22 protein-coding genes and 1 tRNA gene are annotated in these 19,096 nt (G+C 62.1%); 9 read left to right on the top strand and 14 right to left on the bottom strand.

Going from position 1 to position 19,096, the window contains the following annotated elements; translation table 11 throughout:
- Positions 1-3: 3 nt before the first annotated feature.
- Positions 4-624: a hypothetical protein gene (locus tag LC531_RS12115; protein WP_223650547.1), complete on the top strand. Its 621-nt coding sequence runs from the start codon at positions 4-6 to the stop codon at positions 622-624.
- An 80-nt stretch (positions 625-704) separates the two neighbouring features.
- Here LC531_RS12115 and LC531_RS12110 read toward each other — a convergent pair whose 3' ends face one another.
- Together LC531_RS12110 and LC531_RS12105 are read right to left on the bottom strand one after the other, a co-directional pair.
- Complete coding sequence (locus tag LC531_RS12110) at positions 705-1,748, bottom strand: cytochrome ubiquinol oxidase subunit I (protein ID WP_332874879.1); 1,044 nt, start codon at positions 1,746-1,748, stop codon at positions 705-707.
- 178 nt (positions 1,749-1,926) lie between these two features.
- Positions 1,927-3,366 (bottom strand): BON domain-containing protein, encoded by a 1,440-nt coding sequence (locus LC531_RS12105; RefSeq protein WP_223650546.1) that lies wholly within the window; start codon positions 3,364-3,366, stop codon positions 1,927-1,929.
- A gap of 246 nt (positions 3,367-3,612) precedes the next feature.
- Here LC531_RS12105 and LC531_RS12100 point away from each other — a divergent pair, with 246 nt between their 5' ends.
- The 3 genes from LC531_RS12100 (at position 3,613) to LC531_RS12090 (ending at position 6,211) form a co-directional block, all read left to right on the top strand.
- Positions 3,613-4,371, top strand: coding sequence for an MlaE family ABC transporter permease (locus LC531_RS12100; protein WP_223650545.1), 759 nt, complete (start codon positions 3,613-3,615; stop codon positions 4,369-4,371).
- Between the two features lie 5 nt (positions 4,372-4,376).
- Positions 4,377-5,162 carry an ABC transporter ATP-binding protein gene (locus LC531_RS12095; protein WP_223650544.1) on the top strand — a complete coding sequence of 262 codons (786 nt, stop codon included), beginning with the start codon at positions 4,377-4,379 and terminating at the stop codon, positions 5,160-5,162.
- Positions 5,163-5,245: 83 nt separating this feature from the next.
- Positions 5,246-6,211 carry an MlaD family protein gene (locus LC531_RS12090; RefSeq protein ID WP_223650543.1) on the top strand — a complete coding sequence of 322 codons (966 nt, stop codon included), beginning with the start codon at positions 5,246-5,248 and terminating at the stop codon, positions 6,209-6,211.
- A gap of 559 nt (positions 6,212-6,770) precedes the next feature.
- Here LC531_RS12090 and LC531_RS12085 read toward each other — a convergent pair.
- From LC531_RS12085 to LC531_RS22710, 10 genes are all read right to left on the bottom strand, one after another.
- Positions 6,771-7,316 carry a DUF4468 domain-containing protein gene (locus LC531_RS12085; protein WP_223650542.1) on the bottom strand — a complete coding sequence of 182 codons (546 nt, stop codon included), beginning with the start codon at positions 7,314-7,316 and terminating at the stop codon, positions 6,771-6,773.
- Positions 7,317-7,370: 54 nt separating this feature from the next.
- Positions 7,371-7,850 (bottom strand): site-specific integrase, encoded by a 480-nt coding sequence (locus LC531_RS12080; protein WP_223650541.1) that lies wholly within the window; start codon positions 7,848-7,850, stop codon positions 7,371-7,373.
- A gap of 153 nt (positions 7,851-8,003) precedes the next feature.
- Positions 8,004-8,126 (bottom strand): hypothetical protein, encoded by a 123-nt coding sequence (locus LC531_RS22720; protein WP_262903283.1) that lies wholly within the window; start codon positions 8,124-8,126, stop codon positions 8,004-8,006.
- A 114-nt stretch (positions 8,127-8,240) separates the two neighbouring features.
- On the bottom strand, positions 8,241-8,387 hold the full coding sequence (locus LC531_RS12075; protein ID WP_223650540.1) for a hypothetical protein: 147 nt from the start codon (positions 8,385-8,387) through the stop codon (positions 8,241-8,243).
- A gap of 244 nt (positions 8,388-8,631) precedes the next feature.
- Positions 8,632-8,754 carry a hypothetical protein gene (locus LC531_RS22715; RefSeq protein WP_262903282.1) on the bottom strand — a complete coding sequence of 41 codons (123 nt, stop codon included), beginning with the start codon at positions 8,752-8,754 and terminating at the stop codon, positions 8,632-8,634.
- Between the two features lie 41 nt (positions 8,755-8,795).
- Positions 8,796-9,164 (bottom strand): hypothetical protein, encoded by a 369-nt coding sequence (locus LC531_RS12070; protein ID WP_223650539.1) that lies wholly within the window; start codon positions 9,162-9,164, stop codon positions 8,796-8,798.
- Between the two features lie 130 nt (positions 9,165-9,294).
- Positions 9,295-9,549 (bottom strand): hypothetical protein, encoded by a 255-nt coding sequence (locus LC531_RS12065; protein WP_223650538.1) that lies wholly within the window; start codon positions 9,547-9,549, stop codon positions 9,295-9,297.
- A 495-nt stretch (positions 9,550-10,044) separates the two neighbouring features.
- Entirely contained in the window at positions 10,045-10,260 is a 216-nt protein-coding gene (locus LC531_RS12060) for a hypothetical protein (RefSeq protein ID WP_223650537.1), read from the bottom strand.
- A 547-nt stretch (positions 10,261-10,807) separates the two neighbouring features.
- Positions 10,808-10,879 (bottom strand) — tRNA-Glu (locus LC531_RS12055).
- 40 nt (positions 10,880-10,919) lie between these two features.
- Entirely contained in the window at positions 10,920-11,051 is a 132-nt protein-coding gene (locus tag LC531_RS22710) for a hypothetical protein (RefSeq protein ID WP_262903281.1), read from the bottom strand.
- Between the two features lie 91 nt (positions 11,052-11,142).
- Between LC531_RS22710 and gap the strand changes: the two genes are divergently transcribed.
- The 4 genes from gap to LC531_RS12035 all read left to right on the top strand — a co-directional run bounded on the left by gap (position 11,143) and on the right by LC531_RS12035 (position 14,409).
- A complete protein-coding gene (gene gap, locus LC531_RS12050; protein WP_223650536.1) occupies positions 11,143-12,153 on the top strand; it encodes a type I glyceraldehyde-3-phosphate dehydrogenase in 1,011 nt (336 codons plus the stop codon).
- A 115-nt stretch (positions 12,154-12,268) separates the two neighbouring features.
- Positions 12,269-13,144, top strand: coding sequence for a diacylglycerol/lipid kinase family protein (locus LC531_RS12045; RefSeq protein WP_223650535.1), 876 nt, complete (start codon positions 12,269-12,271; stop codon positions 13,142-13,144).
- A 118-nt stretch (positions 13,145-13,262) separates the two neighbouring features.
- On the top strand, positions 13,263-14,051 hold the full coding sequence (locus LC531_RS12040; RefSeq protein WP_223650534.1) for a DUF3050 domain-containing protein: 789 nt from the start codon (positions 13,263-13,265) through the stop codon (positions 14,049-14,051).
- 13 nt (positions 14,052-14,064) lie between these two features.
- Positions 14,065-14,409: a translation initiation factor gene (locus LC531_RS12035; RefSeq protein WP_223650533.1), complete on the top strand. Its 345-nt coding sequence runs from the start codon at positions 14,065-14,067 to the stop codon at positions 14,407-14,409.
- A gap of 98 nt (positions 14,410-14,507) precedes the next feature.
- On the opposite strand, the gene LC531_RS12030 is transcribed toward LC531_RS12035, so the two are convergent.
- Both LC531_RS12030 and LC531_RS12025 read right to left on the bottom strand, forming a co-directional pair.
- Positions 14,508-17,171: a GIN domain-containing protein gene (locus LC531_RS12030; protein ID WP_223650532.1), complete on the bottom strand. Its 2,664-nt coding sequence runs from the start codon at positions 17,169-17,171 to the stop codon at positions 14,508-14,510.
- 141 nt (positions 17,172-17,312) lie between these two features.
- The gene (locus LC531_RS12025) at positions 17,313-17,654 is read right to left on the bottom strand and encodes a PadR family transcriptional regulator (RefSeq protein ID WP_223650531.1); all 342 of its coding nucleotides are present in this window, start codon (positions 17,652-17,654) and stop codon (positions 17,313-17,315) included.
- Between the two features lie 296 nt (positions 17,655-17,950).
- Between LC531_RS12025 and LC531_RS12020 the strand changes: the two genes are divergently transcribed.
- Complete coding sequence (locus LC531_RS12020; protein ID WP_223650530.1) at positions 17,951-19,090, top strand: putative type IX sorting system protein PorV2; 1,140 nt, start codon at positions 17,951-17,953, stop codon at positions 19,088-19,090.
- The last annotated feature ends 6 nt before the right edge of the window (positions 19,091-19,096 follow it).

The raw sequence follows: 19,096 nt of genomic DNA, 5'->3' as shown, positions 1-19,096 counted from the left end.
GACGTGCGCGCCCTGACGGTGGGCGAGCCCGACTACCACTTCTTCCGCCGCGACTCGCCCCAGGGCCAGTGGCTGGACGCCCAGACCCTGGCCGCCAACCACCAGCAAACCTACCGCGACGCGGCCGAGCAGGAGCTAAGCCACTGGGTTCGGTTTTCGGACCAGGAGGCCGCCCGGCACCGCGACGGCCTCACGCCCGCCAGCATGGGTATCGACGGGGTGGCCGGGTGGTGGGTACGGCATTTTTACACTCCGGCCACGGTACTGAAAACCAGCTTTCGGGAAGCCAGTCTGGCCAGGGTAGCCGAGCAGGTGAGCCAGTCCGGGGGCTGGCTGGTGCTAACCAGTGCTGACCGCGCCACCCCTACGCTGCTCGACACTGGCCGGCGGGTGCAGCGCCTCTGGGTGCAGGTGCGGGGCCGCAGCATCGCTCTACACCCCATGAGCCAGATACTGGAAGAGGTGCCCTTCGCCCAACAAGTCAATGGGGCCCTGGGCGTAGCCGAGCCCATTCAGTTTCTGCTGCGCTGCGGTTACGTAGACGCCTACCCCGCCCCCGTGGCCGAGCGCCGCCCGGTCGAGTGGTTCGTCCAGAACGGCGCGGTGGGCCGGAACACGGCGTAGACTGGGATAATCAATTACTGCTGCAACACAGCACCATTGGTTACCCGTTCGGCTTGGGCATAGCCCTGCGGTACTGTGTGCTAGCTCAGGCGCGGGTGGGTAGCTCGCCTGGCGTGGTAGGGCCAGATGTAGCGGGTAACCGGCTGACTCAACTCGCCGGAGGGCAGTACCCGCACGGGGCTCAGCAGGCCCACCCGCGGGTGCCAGTGCTGGGGTCGCCGGCTGCGGTGATACCAAGCCAGGCCCAGCGCCCCGAACAGCAGCGAAAAGACTGATACCCTGAGCAGGATACGGGGTGCGGGCCGGGCCGGAGCCCCGGCCGGCCGGGCAGCCAAGGTGGCGTAGTGGCCCTCAAAGGCCGCTAGCTTGGCGGGCTGGTTTACGGCCATGCCATTGGCCGAGTGGTGGCCGGTGATGAGTTGGCCCAGCCCCGATACCGTGGCCACGGCCAGCGCAATCTTAAACGCCGCCTTCGAGCTGACCACAAACCGACCTTTCAGCAGGTACCAGGCGCTCACGCTCAGCACCAGAAACGAGCCAGACAAAAACCCGCCGATAACGGCGTGCGAAAGCCGGTCCATACTGCTTGGGTTGAAGACCATCGCCCAGAAGTCGGTGACTTCGGCCCGCGCCGTGAGGCCCGAGCCCACGAGGTGAAAGCCGGCCGGGGTTTGCTGCCAGGAATTGGCCACCACAATCCAGACGGCCGAAAACATGGAGCCCAGCGCTACCATCACCGTGGCAAAGAAGTGCAACCGCGGCGATACCCGGTGCCAACCAAAGAGCAGAATGCCCAAAAAGCCCGACTCCAGGACAAAGGCAAAAATGCCCGCCGCCGCCAGCGCCGAGCCAAAAATGTCGCCCACGTAGCGCGCGTAGGTGGCCCAGTTGGTGCCAAACTCGAACTCCATTACGATACCCGTGGCTACCCCGATGCCGAAGATGAGGGCAGAAATGCGAATCCAGAACCGCGTGAGGCGCTCGTACATGGGGTTGCGCGTCTTCAGAAACATGCCCTCCATAATGACCAACACCACGCCCAGCCCGATGCTCAGCGGCGGGTAGATGTAGTAGAAAACAGTGGTGAAGGCAAACTGAATGCGGGCGAGAATTTCGACGGACATAGCAGTGGGATTAGCGAGGCAGACCGGCAAGCCTAGGTCTTACTAGCTGATAATCAAAAATCCTGTAATTAAACTTACTAGCTCAGGCACGGGTAGCGGCGGAGCTGGCGGTATTGCCGGAGCAGGGTAGGTAATTTTTTGCCTGATTTACTCCTAAGCACTCAATTCCTGCTAACTATCAGGCAATTATGCGCAGGTGGTTATTCACGTCCGTTGCCCCGCAGGCGTAGGCCTCACTCACGGCCTGCTGGCGGGCCAGCCACGAGCCGACAGTGCCGCTGAGCGTAACGCGGCCGGCCCGCACGCCCAGGTCAATCGGCTGGTTGTGAAGCAGGGCCGACCAGTGGTAGTGCTGGTGCAGGCGCTGGGCCAGTTGGGCATCCATAGCCTCGCGGCTGAGTAGGGCCAGGGTAGGGGGCACTGCCTCGCCGGTATCGGGGGCTACCTGGACGCCGGGGGCCGCCGCCAGCCGCACGTGGTTTAGCACCTCCACCACCCCATTGATACCAGCGGCCACGTCGGCTGCCCGCTCCCGGTCGAAGTGGTCGGGCACTACGCCCGCTAGCTGCACGCATCCATTGGTCACTTGCACCGCAAAGCAGCGGCGGCGCACGTAGGAGTCGTGCAGCAGGGCCGCCTGCACCTGCGCCTGAATGTGCGCGTCAGGTTCGGGCTGGGCGCTGCGCACCTTCAGCAAGTTGTGTACTTCCCAGGTTCCCAGCACATTGCGAGCGTCCTGCTCGGCGGCCTGCCGGGCCCGCAGGTTGCTGAGCGTGCCCAGCAGTGTAACCACCCCGGCGCGCACCTGCACCGTGGGTAGCAGCGGGTCGAGGCGCGGGTCGTAGCGAAGTGCATCGCGGATGGCCTGGGCCACGTCGGCATCGGCCTTGGGGGCAAATTTCTGGCGGCTCAGGGCCGGGTCCTGGGCCCAGTACGCCACGTGCAGCTCATCGGCTTTCACGCAGCGGGCACCGGCTACGTAGGCCGTGGTCACTACCTGGTCGTGCTCGGCAGCCGAGCCCACGGCCCCCGTGAGGTAGACCACGCCGTCGATGGTCAGCACGTCTATCCGCGTGCTTTGCACCCGGATATCCCAAGTCAGAAACGCTTGAATTTGCGTCGTAATTTCCGCATCGGAGTTGGTGAGTGGGCCACCGCGCACCACCAGGTGGTTGTGCAGCTGGCGCAGGCCGGGCACCCCAAACAGCACCTGAAGCACCAGCTGCGCTTCAGCCCACGACTGCACAGTGCCTTCCACCGTCACGGCCCCGGCGTAGGCCCGGCAGTCTAGCACATAGCCACTTACGGCCGGGTCCTGGGCCAGGGCCTGTTGCACGCGGCGGCGCAGTTCGCCGTCGGGTACATCGGGGGTGCGCACGCTCAGCTCATTTAGCACCCCGCGCACGCCGCGAATAGCCTTGACCAGCTCGGCGGCTCGCTGCCGTGCCAGCAGACTATCGGTGAAGCCCGTTAGCGCCACGATGCCCTCGCGGCAGGCCGTGGTAATGCGGGCCGCGCCTACCCCCTTCGGCTGGTCGAAGAGTCGCGCCACGGCGGTGAGGATATCGGCATCGGCCAGGCGGGTTTCGATGGTATGTATGTGAACGGGCATGTACATAGCAAGGGGTAGGAAGGGGGTGCTGGCGGCCCAGCCGCACAGGATGGAAATGGTAGCAAAGCTCCCCTCTGACCGGAGCCGGTGGGCTGACAACCATCAGGCGGGAACCTGATTTCCGTCATGCCCGCCGCTGTGCGAGCGCCCCACCTTTGCGTGATAAAATATTTGATACTTAACGGGTTATTGGCGTCGTCGGCGTTTGCCCCAGCGTAGCTGCCGCCGCCCGCTCACCAGCCCCGCCACCCCATGTTCAACGGTCCTCTTTTCACCGAACTTCGGGCCATGATGGGCTTTGCCGGCCGGTTCTTCCGCGAGGGGCTCCGGCCGCGCTACGAGTGGCTGGAATTGGTGAATCAGTGCTATGTTGTGGGGTATCAGTCGCTGCCACTGGTGGGCATCACCAGCTTCATCATGGGGCTGGTGCTCACGCTGCGGCTGCGGCCCACGATGGTGCAGTTTGGGGCCACGTCGTGGATTCCGGTTATGGTCGGGCTCACCATTATTCAGGAGCTGGGCCCCATCATCACGGGGCTGATGGTGGCCGGCAAGGTGGGCTCCAGCATTGGGGCCGAGCTGGGCTCGATGCGCGTGAGCGAGCAGATTGACGCGATGGAAGTCTCCGGCACTAATCCGTTTAAGTACCTGGTGGTCACGCGTATTCTGGCCGCCACGCTCATGGTGCCCATCCTCACGCTGCTGGCCGATGCCATTGGCCTGTTTGCCTGCTACTTGGGCATCAACATGCAGGGCGTGACCTCGGTGGCGCTGTTTACCAACAACATCCTGGGCCGCCTCACCTTCGGCGAGGTGCTGCCAGCGGTGGTCAAAACCTTCTTCTTCGGCTTCGCCATCGGCCTCATTGGCTGCTACAAAGGCTACAATGCCAACAAGGGCACCGAGGGCGTGGGCGTGGCCGCCAACTCGGCCGTGGTGCTGTCCTCGCTCCTGATTTTTTTGCTCGACCTGGTGGCGGTCGGCGTCAGCACCGCGCTCGGCCTTATTTAATTCTCATGTCGCCCGCTACTTCTCCCGCCCCGGCCGCCGCGCCCCCTACCCCCGCCCCGGCAGCTGAAGTGGTGCTGACGGTGGACAACATCAGCAAATCATTCGGTGATAACCACGTGCTGAAAGGCTTTTCACTGACGCTGCACCGGGGCGAAAACGTGGTGGTGCTGGGCAAATCCGGCTCGGGCAAGTCGGTGCTTATTAAGTGCATCATCGGCCTGCTTACGCCCGATGCGGGCACTATCACGGTACTGGGCCAGCACATCGCGACCCTCGACCACGCGGCCCTTGACCAGCTGCGGGCCAAGGTGGGCTTCCTCTTCCAAAGCAATGCCCTCTACGACTCGATGACGGTGCGCGAAAACCTGCTGTTTCCGCTGCGCCGACACTGGCTGGCCGGCCATCAGGGCCAGGAAGATAAACTGGTGCACCAAGCCCTCGACGACGTGGGCCTACCCCAAACCATCGACCAGCTGCCCGCCGAGCTGTCGGGCGGCCAGCGTAAGCGCATCGCGCTGGCCCGCACGCTCATCGTCCCCCCCGAAATCATTCTCTACGACGAACCCACCACCGGCCTCGACCCCGTAACGGCCCGCGAAATCGACCAGCTCATCCGCCACGTGCAGCAGAAATACCACGCCTCCTCCCTCATCATCTCGCACGACATGAACTGCGTGCGCCTCACCTCCGACCGCGTCATTTTGCTGGCCGAGGGCCGCAGCTACGTCGAAGGTACCTACGCCGAGCTGCTGGCCAGCACCGACCCCACCGTCCACGCTTTTTTCGAATGATTGAACCTGGTCGACCGTCATGCAGACCGCAGGGAAGCATGACGGTCGACCAGGTTCCCAATTCATAACTCAAAATTAAAAAGATGCCCACTGCCAGCCACCATATCCGTCTCGTCCTGTTTGTGCTGGCGGGCCTGGCTTGCCTGGCCGTCACGCTCGTGCTGCTTGGGCAACGGCAGAATCTGTTCGGCTCCTCGCTGACGGTGCGGGCCGATTTTCGCAATGTTTCGGGTCTGCTCACTGGCAATAATGTGCGCCTGGCCGGCATTACCGTGGGCACGGTGAAGGAGATTAACATTTTAAACGACAGCACGGTGCGCGTGGTGATGCATCTCAAGCGCGACGTGCAGCACTACCTGCACCAGAATGCCGTGGCCTCGGTGGGTACCGACGGCCTGGTGGGCAACACCATTGTGAACCTGACCGCCACGGCCGCGCCCGCGCCGCTCATTGCCGAAGGCGACGTGCTGCGTACGACTACCCCGCCGGCCATCGACGAGATGCTGAAAACGCTGAGTGTGTCGAACAAAAACCTGGTTGGCATCACCGAAGATTTGCACCAGATTACGGGCAAGCTCAACGGCAGCCGGGCGCTTTGGCAGCTGCTCGGCGACCAAAAGGTGGCCGCCAACGTGCGCCAGAGCCTGCGCCACGTGGCCGGTGCCACCGCCACGCTTCAGGCCTCGGCCAACGACATCAGCCACCTCACGCGCGGCATCCGCCAGGGCCGGGGCCCGGCCGGGTACTTATTGACCGACAAGGAGTTTGCGGGGCAAATGCGCCATGCCACCCACCAGCTAGCCCGCAGTTCCGATGCCTTGGCCGGCACTGTGGAAAGCCTGCAGCAGCAGGTGCAAACCGGCACCGGCCCGCTGCACACGCTGCTCACCGACACGGCCATGAGCGGGCAGCTGCGCCAAACTTTTGGCAACGTGGAGCAGGGCACGGCCGGCTTCAACCAGAATATGGAAGCCCTGAAGCATAACTTTCTGCTGCGCGGCTACTTCCGCAAGCAAGCCAAAAAGAAGGCCAAGGCCGCCGGGCTGTAAGTCCTACTACATAATAGACAGGCCCCGGTTGGCGTGGGTCATGGCTATTTTGGCCTGAAACAGCTCGCCCATTTTCCGGGTCCGCACCTTAATTTCAGCGGCATTGTCGCCAGCAAATAGGGCGTCTACCGTTTGCCCGAACAGCTTCGTAGGGTACGCTTACACGGTCAATTTGCGTGCTGTATTACCTGCTTACTCCTGCTGCTTCCATTGTGATGAGTTGAATAAGGACGCCAGCAGGTTGCAGGCACATGCGACAGATTCCCAATACCGCATCTGACAAGTCTATTGCTTCCCACGCTCTTAGACCTTCGGGCAAGCGGTAAGAATCGAAAAAGCCGACTTATACCCTATGCTGTGCCCCAAATAAACAAAAAGCCGCTTTACGTACTATAGGGCGGCTTTCTTGTAGTCCGTAGGAGATGAATCAACCGCTAGGCCAGGGTAGGGGAAGCGCTCGTAAGTGCCCAATTTCGGCGGGTTAACAGTTTTGTCGGCACCCGCTTACCTGCCGTTACCTAGCGCGGCGGGAAAACTGCCGCACAAAATGCCTCATCTCTCACCAGTTCTTGCCCTTGGCAGTCGTGCCTGTGGGGCTGGCCATAGCCGTGGCCAGGGAGCTGATATCGTGCTGCGCCTCCTTCTCTACTTCTAGCCCGAAGCGGCGGACGTTGTTCGGGTTCTTAGGATTAATGTTGTAGACCTGCCGGTCGTATTTAATGTCCCGCGCTCCAAAGTCAGTTAGCTCGTAGCGGTAACGCCCATCCTTGACGTAGACCTTTAGGGTGCGCCAGACTTCGTAGGTAGTGAGCACCTTGGTGAGCAGGGAGTGGTAAGTACCGGCAATCTCGCCCCCAACTGGGTCTTCTACGCCCACGACTTCCTTGTAAGCCTTGAAATTACTGACGAACCACTCGCGCGCGCGCCGGTAGAGTTCGGCTTGAGAAACCCCTGGGGCTTGGACCACCGCCTCGTAGAGAATTTTGCCGCTCGCGCTATCGGTAGGTAGCGTTAAGGTGGGGGCCGTAGCTGCCGGGGTAGCTTGTCCATAGCTGGCGAAGCTGCCGCCCAGCAGTGCCAGCAGCAAAAGCAGTACTTGTTTCATAGAAGAAGAAAATAGTGCGGTAAAAGTAAGGAGGCCGCAGTAATGGCGCAGTGATTACGCGGCCCGCCGGTGGGCCGACTTGCGCATGAATTCTTCCAATAGCCGCAGCTGGTCGATGCCCACGTAGTGGGTGAAAGCTTCCGCGGTCTGGTGGCCGGTGGCCTGCACGATGAGCCGGGCCGGCACGCTCTGGTAGAGCTTGAGCGTGGCGAAGGTCTTGCGCCCAATCTTAGTGGTAAGCTTGAGGCAGCTGAGGCCGGCGAGCTGCTGCACGATGGCCAGAAACTCATTGGCCCGGTAGCACTCGGGCACCAGCAAGTCCAGGGGCGAGCGGTACTCGTAGCGCCCGGCCAGGGCCACCGGCCAGAAGAACTCATCGTCGTAGAAGGGGATGTAGACCGTGACGCCGTTCTTGGCCGAGTCGTCGAGCACCAGCATCTGGCCGTGCACGTGCTTCCAGGCGGCGCGGTTGGCATCCGAGATGCGCAGGCCGGTGTAGCAACACTCCAAGAACTTGTCGCGGGCCAGTTTCACGTGCGCTACCCAGCGCTCGGCGCTCGAGCCCTCGTGGCGGTTGGTTTACTCGCGCACGCCGGCGCGCAGCTCCAGCAGGCGGGCGCGGGTGTCGGCGTCCTAGAAGTCGAGGCTGGCCACGCGCAGCAGTTCGGCCTTGGTGAGAGCCTCGACCTAGCTGCGCTTGCGCGGGGCCACGAAGCGCCGGTAATGGCGGTGCACGGGTAGGTCCAACTCGTCCTCGCGCCAGGTTAGAAAGGTCTTGAGCCGGTCCACGTGCTTGCCGAAGGTGTTCACGCTCTGGCCCAGCTCATCGATGACGTAGGTGCGAAAGTCTTGGTAAAACGTCAGGGCCAGTTACTTGGGCAGCAGCTCCGCGCCCCGCGCCGTGGCGTCCTAGGTAGGGCGAGCCTAGGTGGCCACGAGGCCCGCCACGGCCAGTTTAGAGAGCGGCTGGCTCGAGTTGGTGCGCGGGCGGCGGCTGTGCTCGCTTATCCAGCGCGTAAACAGGCGGGCAAAGCCGGTGGTGGGGGTAGGGGCGGGAGCGGCCTCCGCCACGGGGGCTAGGTGCGGGGCGGCCTCCACGGCGGCCTTGAGTTCTTCTTTGGGTAAGCGGCGGCCCTGCTTGGTGGCCAGCTGCTAGGCTTCGGCGGCGGCTTCGCTGGCGCGGTTCAGGCGGGGGTTGATGGGGAGCGTGTGGGGTATCCTTCTGCACCTTCACCTGCTGGCCGTCCCAGCGGTCGGGGCGCACCACAGCCCCGGTACCCAGGCGCAGGCGGTTGCCCTCCCAGCTGATAGTGAGCTAGATGGAGGCAGTGCCGTCAGGGGTAGGGTTATCGTGGGGCGTGGCCGGCGTTTGGGCCTGGGCGATGAGCAGGAGCGCTGACAGTGCGAGGCTGCTGGTAAGGGTTGGGAGCGTTTTCATTAGTGAGGGCGGTTGTAGCTGCCGAGCAGCTGGGTACTGGGCTACTGACTAAACACGTTGGTGAAGTCGCCTTGCACAGGGTATTCTTCGCCTTCCTTCGCTTGGCTAGTCCCCGCGAAGGTGCCTGAGTAGCCCCCGTTTCGCAGTTTGTGGAGCGTGCCAGTTAGGTGGTGGGCGCAATTGATGTTGTACGAAACGGAGTCGTTCAGCCGGTAGGTGTAGGTGAGCAGCTGGAGCTGGTAAGCCGACTCGGGGGCCCTGGATGGCTTGACGTAATCTAGTGTAAATGTTCCCTCCCCAACGGCGAGATGCCGCTCCCCCACGCGCACGGTTAGCCAGTCGCGGCCGTTGCCATACCTGTTTGGCTTCAGGTTGGCCTCGGCTGAGACGAGCCTAGTACGACCGGCCATGACGTAGCGCCCAGTATCGCGTACTGGGGGGCGCTGTGCTCCTGCAAATAAGCAGAAACCCAAGCAGGCAGATAGGAAAGCTGTTTGCATTTAGTTTGGGCGGTTACCGCCGGTGCACAGCAGCTCAGAATTACTTCTTTACTGGTCGCGCTTGAGGCGGGAGCATCATATCAGTAGGCTTGCTTTTTTGCACCATTTCCTTACCTAGGGCTTTGCTGTCCCTGACCACTTTGGGGCCTTGGTAGGTAGCGGCGCGGTGGTCGGCCATTTTGGTCGCCTTGGCGGGGGTAGGGTTATCGTGGGGCGTGGCCGGCGTTTGGGCCTGGGCCGTGAGTAGGAGCGCTGACAGTGCGAGGCTGCTGGTAAGGGTTGGAAGCGTTTTCATTAGGTGGCTAGGTTAAAGTTGAATAACAACCTGCGGCTTAGTAGCTCTTGAGAGGTAAAAAACTGCTGTATCACCAGCCGAAAATTGAGTAGATTTTGGCTTCCAACGGACAGCTACCCAATGTGCATTGATAAACCTGACCAGAGTGAGTTCCCAGTTACCCGGCGCAAGTGAGGTAGCATAGTGATTACCAAGTGTATCACTCAAATGTCTATACTGAAAAGCACCAAGTCCCACAGTCAAGTAGTGCGGATTTATACTCTCTACTAGTAGTGGTCCTGTACTCGGTGGTTGATGTGATTTGGGTATACGAGTCTGTGGCTGACCTTGCGCCCAGCCAGTAGCGGGTGCCAAGAGAGAGGCAAGGACTAGCAGACATTTCATTAATTTGGGCGGTTACCGCTGGCGCGCAGCAGCTTTACTAGGTAGGGAGTGGCGAAGCTTTTCCCATAGAGAAGGGGGTGAGCATTGCTACCCACTAGCAAGGTAACGCAGCTATCCTATCTTTTGCCGCGCATACGTCCGGTACCCTTGCGTGGCACTGAGTAGCAATGCCGAGGTGGGCACCGTGGCCTGAAGCTGAGCGGCCAGCTCGTGCAGCGTTGGGTCTTCGAGGTGGAGAAGGTATTGGCTGAGGAGGCAGAGCACATTGCCGGCCGCGAGCAGCAGGCTGGTAAGCGCTGGCCCGCCCGCTGGAGGCGTTGCCGCCACTGGGGGTGGCCTGCATCACGGTGCAGTTGATGGTAACTTCTTGGCAATTGCCGGTGCTGGCCTGGTTGAAAGACCCTATTTGAACGGTAGGGCCTGGGCCGGGTAGCAGGGCGGCTAGCGCTACGCCCAAGGCGTGGGCCAGGCATTGCAGCAGTTCGGCCAGGGTAAAGTTGCCGTAGTGGCGGATGGCGCGCAGGCAGGGTAGACAGATGCGGGCCTGCTCGCTGAGTGTGCATAGGGAAACGTCGCGCTCGACCAGCAGCTGCAGAACGACTACGATAACAAACTGGCGGATGCCGCCGCCAAGCGGGCCAAGGAGCAGGCGGAGGTCGAGAAGAAAATCGGCGAGCTAAAGGCTAGCCTGTTCGATGACGAGTCGGAGCGCCGCATTCAGCAACTTATTACGGCCGCCGAAAACGAGAAAGCCACTGAGCTCACTAACCTGGCCGACGACCGTAGCCGAGGAGCCGTTCAGTAGAAACTACCACACAAACTGCTACGATAGGAAATAAAAAAGGTCTTCTCGATACTGAGAAGACCTTTTTTGTAGTCCGTAGGGGAATCGAACCCCTGTTGGTAGAATGAAAATCTACTGTCCTAACCCCTAGACGAACGGACCATTTTCCGTTTTGGTGGTGCAAAGATAAGGCGATGAACTTTTAATCCAAACGCGCGGCCGAAAAAAATGGCCTGGGGGTGAAATAGGCGCTGATTTTCAGGTGAAAAAAGATGAACTCAGCCATCCGCAGCCTGAGAAAACCGTATGCCCGGCCCTCGGCGGGGGTAGGCATGGTGCGAAGCCGCCGTGGCCCGTACCTTCGCGGGGCGTTATCACCTGGGCTGCGGCAGTAGCCCGCTACCCTTCTTATTTTTTCCAACATCATGGCAAAAATTAAAGTCGCCATTAATGGCTTCGGTCGTATCGGCCGCCTCACGTTTAAGTCGCTGCTCGAGCGCGAGAATGTGGAGATTGTGGCCATCAATGACCTAACTGACAACAAGACGCTGGCTCACCTGCTCAAGTATGACTCGGTGCACGGCCGTTTCAACGGCACGGTCAGCTACGACGACAATAGCCTGACCGTGAACGGCCAGCGCATTGTCGCCCTGGCTGAGCGCGACCCCAAGCTGCTGCCCTGGAAAGACATGGGCGTGGATATCGTGCTCGAAAGCACGGGCCGCTTCGTGGACGAGGCCGGTGCGGGCCAGCACATTACGGCGGGCGCTAAGAAAGTCGTGATTTCGGCTCCGGCTACCGGTAACATCCCGACCGTGGTGCTGGGCGTGAACGACGACACGCTGACCGGCGACGAGACCATCATCTCGAACGCCAGTTGCACCACCAACTGCCTGGCCCCGATGGCCAAGGTGCTCGACGATGCCTTCGGCATTGAGAAGGGCTACATCACCACGGTGCACGCCTACACCTCGGACCAGAACCTGCAAGACGCGCCCCATAAGGACCTGCGCCGCGCCCGCGCTGCGGCCCTCAACATCATTCCGACCAGCACTGGTGCAGCCAAGGCCGTGGGTCTGGTACTACCCCAACTCAAGGGTAAGCTCGATGGCATCGCCATGCGCGTGCCCGTGCCGGATGGCTCGACGACCGACCTGACGGTGATTCTGAAGAAAGAAGCCTCGAAGGAGGAAATCAACGCCGCCATGAAGAAGGCCGCCGAGGAAGGCGCGCTCAAGGGTATTCTGGAATACAGCACTGACCCGCTCGTGAGCACCGACATTGTGGGTAACCCGCACTCGTGCATCTTCGATTCGCAGCTGACTTCCAACAATGGCACGATGGCCAAAGTAGTAGGCTGGTACGACAACGAATTTGGTTACTCGACCCGCACCGCCGACCTCATCCAGAAGCTGGGTGAGAAAATGGTGGGGTAGAAAATAGTGTTTAGTGGTCAGTGGTCAGTGATTAGGGATTAGGGTCGTTCTGCTTGCGCCTGCTTGTCGAACGGCATTAATCCCTAATTACTGACCACTACTCATTAAAAGAGACATGTTGCCTACCTGCTTTATTTTCAATCCTACCGCGGGCACTGGTCGCCGGGATGGTTTTCCGGCGTTGCTGCGGCAGCACTTCGGCGGCGTGGAGGGGAGCGACTACCTGCTGCGGCCCACCGAGGGGCCGGGCCACGCCACCGAGCTGGCCCGCGCCGCCGCGCAAGCGGGCTGCCGGGTGGTAGTGGCGGTGGGCGGCGACGGCACCGTGAATGAGGTGGGTAGGGGCCTGCTCGACCAAACCGGCACAGCCCTGGGCATTGTGCCGCGCGGCTCGGGCAATGGCCTGGCCCGGCACCTGCGAGTGCCACTGGGCCTGCCCGCCGCGCTGCGCCGGCTGCGCCAGCCCACCTTCAGCCGCATGGATGTGGGCTTTATTAATGACCAGCCGTTTTTTTGCACGGCTGGTCTGGGGTTCGACGCACACGTGAGCCAGCACTTTGCGCAGGCGGGCTCGCGGGGGCTGAGCACGTACTTGCGCGTAACCCTGCGCGAGTACGGCCACTTTCGGCCGGTGCCGGTGGAAGTTGAGACGCAGGGCCAGACCCTGCGCACCAGCTGCTACGTGTTGGCGTTTGCCAATGCCTCGCAGTACGGCAATAATGTCTATATCGCCCCGCAGGCCAACCTGCGCGATGGCCTGCTCGATATGTGCCTCCTGGATGCCCTACCCCCCTGGCGCGCCGCACGCGTGATGCTGGGCCTGGCCCTGGGCACCCTGCCGCGCACCGGCGGCGCGGCTTACCGCCAGGTGCGGCAGGCCACCGTGCGGGCCGCCACGCCCCTGGCTTACCACGCCGATGGCGACTACCTGGGCCACGCCACCGAGTTCGAGCTGGCCATCCGGCCACTGGCGCTGGAAGTGGCGGTATAGCCTGCGTTTGCACTGCCTGTTCCGCTCGATTAATTGAGCAAAACAGGCAGCATAAATGCAGCTAAATAGTGGGCTGGTTTGTTGCACAGATACCTCGCCCATTTCTAATAAAAGAAATATGACCCAGAATTTTGTGCAAGACTTGCAAGCGCAGCTCCAGCCCTACCGGCAGCGTATGGTGGACCACGCAGTGTACCGCCGCCTCGATACGCTGGCCGACCTGCGGGTATTTATGCAGCACCACGTGTTCGCAGTCTGGGATTTTATGTCGCTGCTCAAGGCGTTGCAGCGCGAGCTGACGTGCGTGGAGCTGCCGTGGGTCCCCAAGGGCAACCCCACTACCCGCCGCCTCATTAACGACATTGTGCTGGAAGAGGAAACCGACCTCGACCCCGAGGGCCGGCCCACCAGTCACTTTGAGCTGTACCTGCGCGCCATGCGCGAGGCCGGGGCCGACACCGCCCCCGCCGAGCGCCTGCTGGCCGCTTTAGCCGCGGGGGCGAGCGTGCCCGCGGCCCTGGCCGCCGCTGACGCGCCGGCCAGCGTGCGGGAGTTCGTAGCGCATACGTTCAGCGTCGTGGCCAGCGGGCAGCCGCACGCCGTGGCGGCGGCCTTCACCTTTGGCCGCGAAGATGTGATTCCCGATATGTTTCGCAACCTGGTGGATGACCTGGCGGCGCGCTTTCCGGGTCAGCTCGATACGTTTATCTACTACCTCAACCGCCATATTGAGCTGGATGAGGACCACCACGCCCCGCTGGCCCACCAGATGGTGCGCGACCTCTGCGGCCAGGACCCCGCCCGCTGGGCCGAGGCCACCGAGGTTGCCCGCCAGGGCATGGCCGCCCGCGTGGCCTTCTGGGATGGCATCGCCGCCGCGCTGCCGCAGCCGCAGCCAGTAGCCTAGCTTTATAGCGAAGATGAAAAACGATCAGCCGCGCCGCCAGGGGGTAGTGTATTCTACGAATCCTGACTTCTCTTTTCAGTCCGATACGCCGGCTGAAACCGAAACCCTACCCCCCCGCCAGCAGCAGCTGCGCGTGCAGCTCGACAAAAAGCAGCGCGGCGGCAAGCAGGTCACGCTCGTAACGGGCTTCGTGGGCCGCGAGGAGGACCTGCAAACTTTGGGTAAGCTATTGAAAGCCAAGTGCGGGGTAGGGGGTAGCGCCAAGGATGGCGAGATAGTGGTGCAGGGCGACCTGCGGGCGAAGGTGCTGGAAATCTTGCTCAAAGAAGGCTACAAGGCCAAGCAGATTGGCAGTTAATTAAGTAGGGTGCGGGGCTTGCCCCCGCCCGTCGTTGAACAATTCGCGTGAATTTTGTTCAACGACGGGCGGGAGCAAGCCCCGCACCCTACGGCAAATTACTCCTTTACTGCCTCCAACGAGCTGCCGCCACTGAGGTCTTTTTCGATGCGGGCGGGGTGGCCGGCATAGCGCACCTGGCTGCCGCCGCCGAGGTCTACTTTTAGCTCCTCGCTGGCCCGTACGTTGGCTTGCGACGCACCCGAGAGGTCGATATTAGCGCGCTTGGCCTGGAGACCGAGGGCTTTTACCTCGCAGGCCCCGCTGGCATCGATGGCCAGCTCATTGGCGGTGCCGCGCAGCTCGGCTTGGCAGGCCCCGGCAAGGTCGAGGCTGAGGCTGGGCACCCGCACGTCGAGGCGGGCCACGGAGGCCCCGGTGGCCTCGAGGCGCAGCGCCTCGTCGTGGAAGCCGCTGACGTCGGCCTGGCAGGCCCCGCTGAGCTTGAGATACTGGAGGCGGGGTAGGGTCACGGTGACCAGGATGGGGTGGCCGCTGAAGTTGAAGCCCGAGAAGAGCGAGCCCCTACCCCCCTGGCGCGCCACCAGGCGGTCGCCGCTGGTAGTCAGGCGCAGGTCGTCGAGGTCCTGCTGGCGGCCGGCGGCTTCTACTTTATAGGTGTCGCCCTGGCGCAGCACCAGGCGCAGCGCCCCGCGGGTTTCGACTTCGCTAAAGGTGCCGGGGTCGTTCAGGGTTTTGCGGCCGGTGCCGTAGGTGGCCGGGTTGGTGCCGAAGGGCTTCGTGGTGAAGCGCACGGTAGGCTCGTCGCCGTCGGTGTTCACGCGCACCTGCATCTTGTTGCCGTTCAGGTCCAGATTCACTACCCCATCATTGTCGCTGTCTTCCTTATTGTTATCAGCATTGTCCTCCTCATCGTCCGTGGTCGGCGGGCAGTCGAGGCAGGTGAACTTGCCGGCGCGGGTAAAGCGGGCGCGGTGAGGCTGGTTGTCGTGGGGCCGCCGGCCGTTGGTAAAGTCTTCGTCATCGAGCTTTTCGAGGAAAAGCGGCATCAGGCGGTAAGTTTTGTCCAGGGGCAAGTGCAGCGTTAGGGTCAGCTTCTGGCCGCGATAGGGCGCATTTTCACGCAGTGTCAGGCCCTGGTCGAAGGTGATGGTCGAGTCCTGCTGCGTGATAGTATAGAGAATGGATTGTTGTGCCGTGAGGCGGGCCGAGCTTTGGGTGCGGCCCCGCGCCTGGTAGTCCTCCTCCACGTAAGGGGCCGCGCCGCTGTCGGCCAGAGCCAGGCGCAGGCGCGCCTGCTCCATAAAGTCGTCCATGTTGCGCGAGTCGAGCACGATGCCGGGGCCCGGCATGGCGGCCAGCCGCCGCACGGTGGTGTAGCTGGCGCGGGTGCGGGTATCGCGGAAAATCTGCCCGCCGGCCGCCGCCGTGCCTACTATCCCCAGCAGCCACAGCGCCAGCAGCACCAGCCCGCCGCTGCGGCCAAGCACCGAGCGGCGCAGCAGCAGCCGCACCCCCAGCAGCATCAGCGCTAGTGCCGGCACGCCCACAGCCAGCGTGGCGGCCACTACCCCCCAGGGCTGAGCGTTATGCATCACCGAGTTAAAGCTCTCATCGCCAAAGCGAAAATTATTATCCGTATGAATAACCGAATCGGCGGAGATGATGCCCAGCGCCGCGCCGGCAAAGCCCAGTACCGTCAGCAGCCACGAGCCGCCCGTGAAAATCAGCACCACTCCCGCCGCCCAGCGAATGAGTGTACCCAGGAAGCCCACGGCCGGCCGTGCCTGCCGGGCCGCGCCCTCCAGAAACGTTCCCACCGGGCGGTTGGGCGCGGGCGGCACGTCGCCATCCAACGCACTGCCGCGCAGGCTGTTGTCAATGCCCGAGAGCGTTACGGCATCGCCGCGCATCTGCATCCGTTCCGATACCGTACGGGCCTCCGGCACCACTACCCACAGGATGAGGTACACGATAAGGCCCGAGCCGCCCAGAAACAAGCTGATGAGAAACAGCACCCGAATGAGCACCACGTCGGTGCGGAAGTAGGCCGCCAGGCCCGCCGCCACGCCGCCCACCTTGCCACCGTCGGTGTCGCGGAAGAGCTTGCGCCCGGTGAGCGAGCCGCCAAAGTCCAGCGTGTCGATGGGAGCGGGGGCATCGGCGCGCTTGGGTAGGGCTACCCACAGAATAATGTAGAGGAGTACCACCAGGCCGGGCAGGTCGAAGTCGCGGTCAAAAATCCCTACCCCCGGAAATGGAAAGCGGTGGCGAAATAGGTTTGGCAGCAGCACCAGCGCCAGAAAAGCCAGCCGGATTACCAGCGGGTTAATCATGAAGTACTGCGCCAGGCCGGCGCACACGCCCGCCACCTTGCGGTGGGCCAAGTCGCGGTACAGGCGGCGGGGCTGGCCGTCGGCGGCCTGGCCGAAGGGGGGGGTAGGGCCGGCGGCGCGGCCGGTGCTGCCCACAGCTGGCTCGTCTTCGTCCTCTTCCTCCGCCGACTGGAAGTCGCGGACGCGGCCCATTTTAGCCGTCATCTCCTCTACGTCGGCCAGGGTAATAACTTGCTTGCTGACGGAGAGGCGCGCCGAAAACAGCTCGGCAATGCGGCCCTCAATGTCAGCCACGATTTCTTCGTGGCCCTGGTAGCTGGCGAAGTGCGCCTTTACCTCCTGGAGGTAGCGGCTGAGCACGTCGTAGCCATCATCTTCGATGTGAAAGATGATACCCTGCAAGTTGATGCTGATATTCTTTTTCATGGCGGGGGCCGCAGGCGCGAAGCGCGGCAGGTTAAGTTTTTAAGGTTCCTGGTTTTGGGGTTCCTGGTTGCTAGTTGTGAGTTCCTGGTTTGAAAAGGTTATCAATTGAAAACCAATAACTAGGAATCAGAAACTAGGAACTCAAAGTGAAGTGCGGGGCGGCTGGCGGATGATGCCCACCGAGACGGCCATTTCCTCCCAGGTCTGGCGCAGCTCTTCCAGAAACTGGCGGCCGGCCTCGGTGAGGGTGTAGTATTTGCGGGGCGGCCCCGAGGTCGATTCCTTCCAGACGTAATCCAGCAGGGCGGCATTCTTGAGGCGCGTGAGCAGGGGGTAGAGGGTGCCCTCCACCACTATCATGCGGGCGGCAGTCAGCTCCTCCAGCATGTCGGAGGCGTAGGCCTCGCCCCGGCCAATAATTTCCAGGATGCAGAATTCGAGGATGCCTTTGCGCATCTGCACCTGGGTGTTCTCGAGTTTCATGGGCGGTATGGGCTAGTAGTAGGTGAGAAACGGTACAAATGTACAACGGGTACTTTGTATTGCATAATACTTGGTGTAAAATATTTTCTTGCCCGTTACAAAATTATTTTTTGCCCGCTGACCCGTTGCCTACCCCTTTCGTCCAATGCTACCCGCCGCCAATCCAACAACTGCCCGCTAACTGCCCGCTGGTCAACTGGCTGCACGTTTTGGGGTCGCGCCGTGCGGTGGGTTATACACTATCGGGCAGTAACTTGCGTTGCTGCTTCATTCAGTTTTTGGCTTATTATCCCGCTATGCTACAACTTTTTACTACGCGCCGCTGGTGGCTGTTGGGGCTAAGCGCCGGGCTGGGGCTGGCTGCCGCGCCCGCCGCCCGCGCCCAAACCAACACGCCCAAATACAGCAACGAATTCCTGAACCTGGGCGCGGGCGCGCGCTCGCTGGGCATGGGCAAGGTGCAGGTGAGCCTCGCCGACGATGCCACCGCCGGCTACTGGAACCCCGCCGCCCTCACCAACATCAAGGCCAAATACGACGGCGTGCTGATGCACTCCGAGCTGTTTTCGGGGGTAGTAAAAAACGACTACGCTGCCTTCGCCATGCCCTTGGATGAGAAAAGCGCTATCGGCGTGACGCTGCTGCGCTCGGGTGTAGACAATATTGCCGATACCCGCTCGCTCATCAACGAGTACGGCTACATTCAGTACGATAAGATTACCTACTTCTCAGTGGCCGATTACGCGCTGCTGCTCAGCTACGCCCGCAAGCTGGGTCCCGAGGGCCTGAGCATCGGCGGTAGCGCCAAGGTTATTTACCGCAACGTGGGCAGCTACGCCAACGCTTACGGCTTCGGTATCGATGCGGGCGTGCAGTACAATCACAAAGGCTGGCGGCTGGGCCTGATGGCCCGCGACATCACCACCACCTTCAACGCCTGGAGTATCGACGCCGATAAATTCAGGGCCACTACCATTCCCGGCGAGGCCATCCCCACCAACTCAACCGAGCTGACGCTGCCGCGCCTGGTACTGGGCGCGGGCTACCAGTTCAAGCTGCCTTCCCAATTCACGGCCCTGGTGGCCGCCGACCTGGAGGCCACCACCGACGGGCAGCGCAACACGCTCCTCTCGGCCAAGCCCGTGAGCGTGGACCCGCGCCTGGGCGTGGAGTTTGGCTACCGGGCCTTGGCGTTTCTGCGCGGGGGGGTAGGCAACTACCAGCAAATCACGAATTTCGATATGCAAAAGCAGTGGAAGGGTCAGTACAGCCTGGGCGCGGGCGTGGCCATTAGCGGCCTGCGCGTAGACCTGGCCCTCTCGCGCCTCGACGTGGGCGTGCAGGGTGGTGCCTCGTCTCAGACCAACTCGCTCATCGTGAGCTTGGGCTACGGCCTGGGCAGCCGGGCGGGGGTAGGGCAGCCGATTATTAAATAAGTTAAA

It is taken from the genome of Hymenobacter psoromatis (assembly GCF_020012125.1).
Lineage (GTDB): Bacteria > Bacteroidota > Bacteroidia > Cytophagales > Hymenobacteraceae > Hymenobacter > Hymenobacter psoromatis.
The sequence above is the reverse complement of the archived record's forward strand: the minus strand, read 5'-3'. Positions and strand labels throughout refer to the sequence as shown.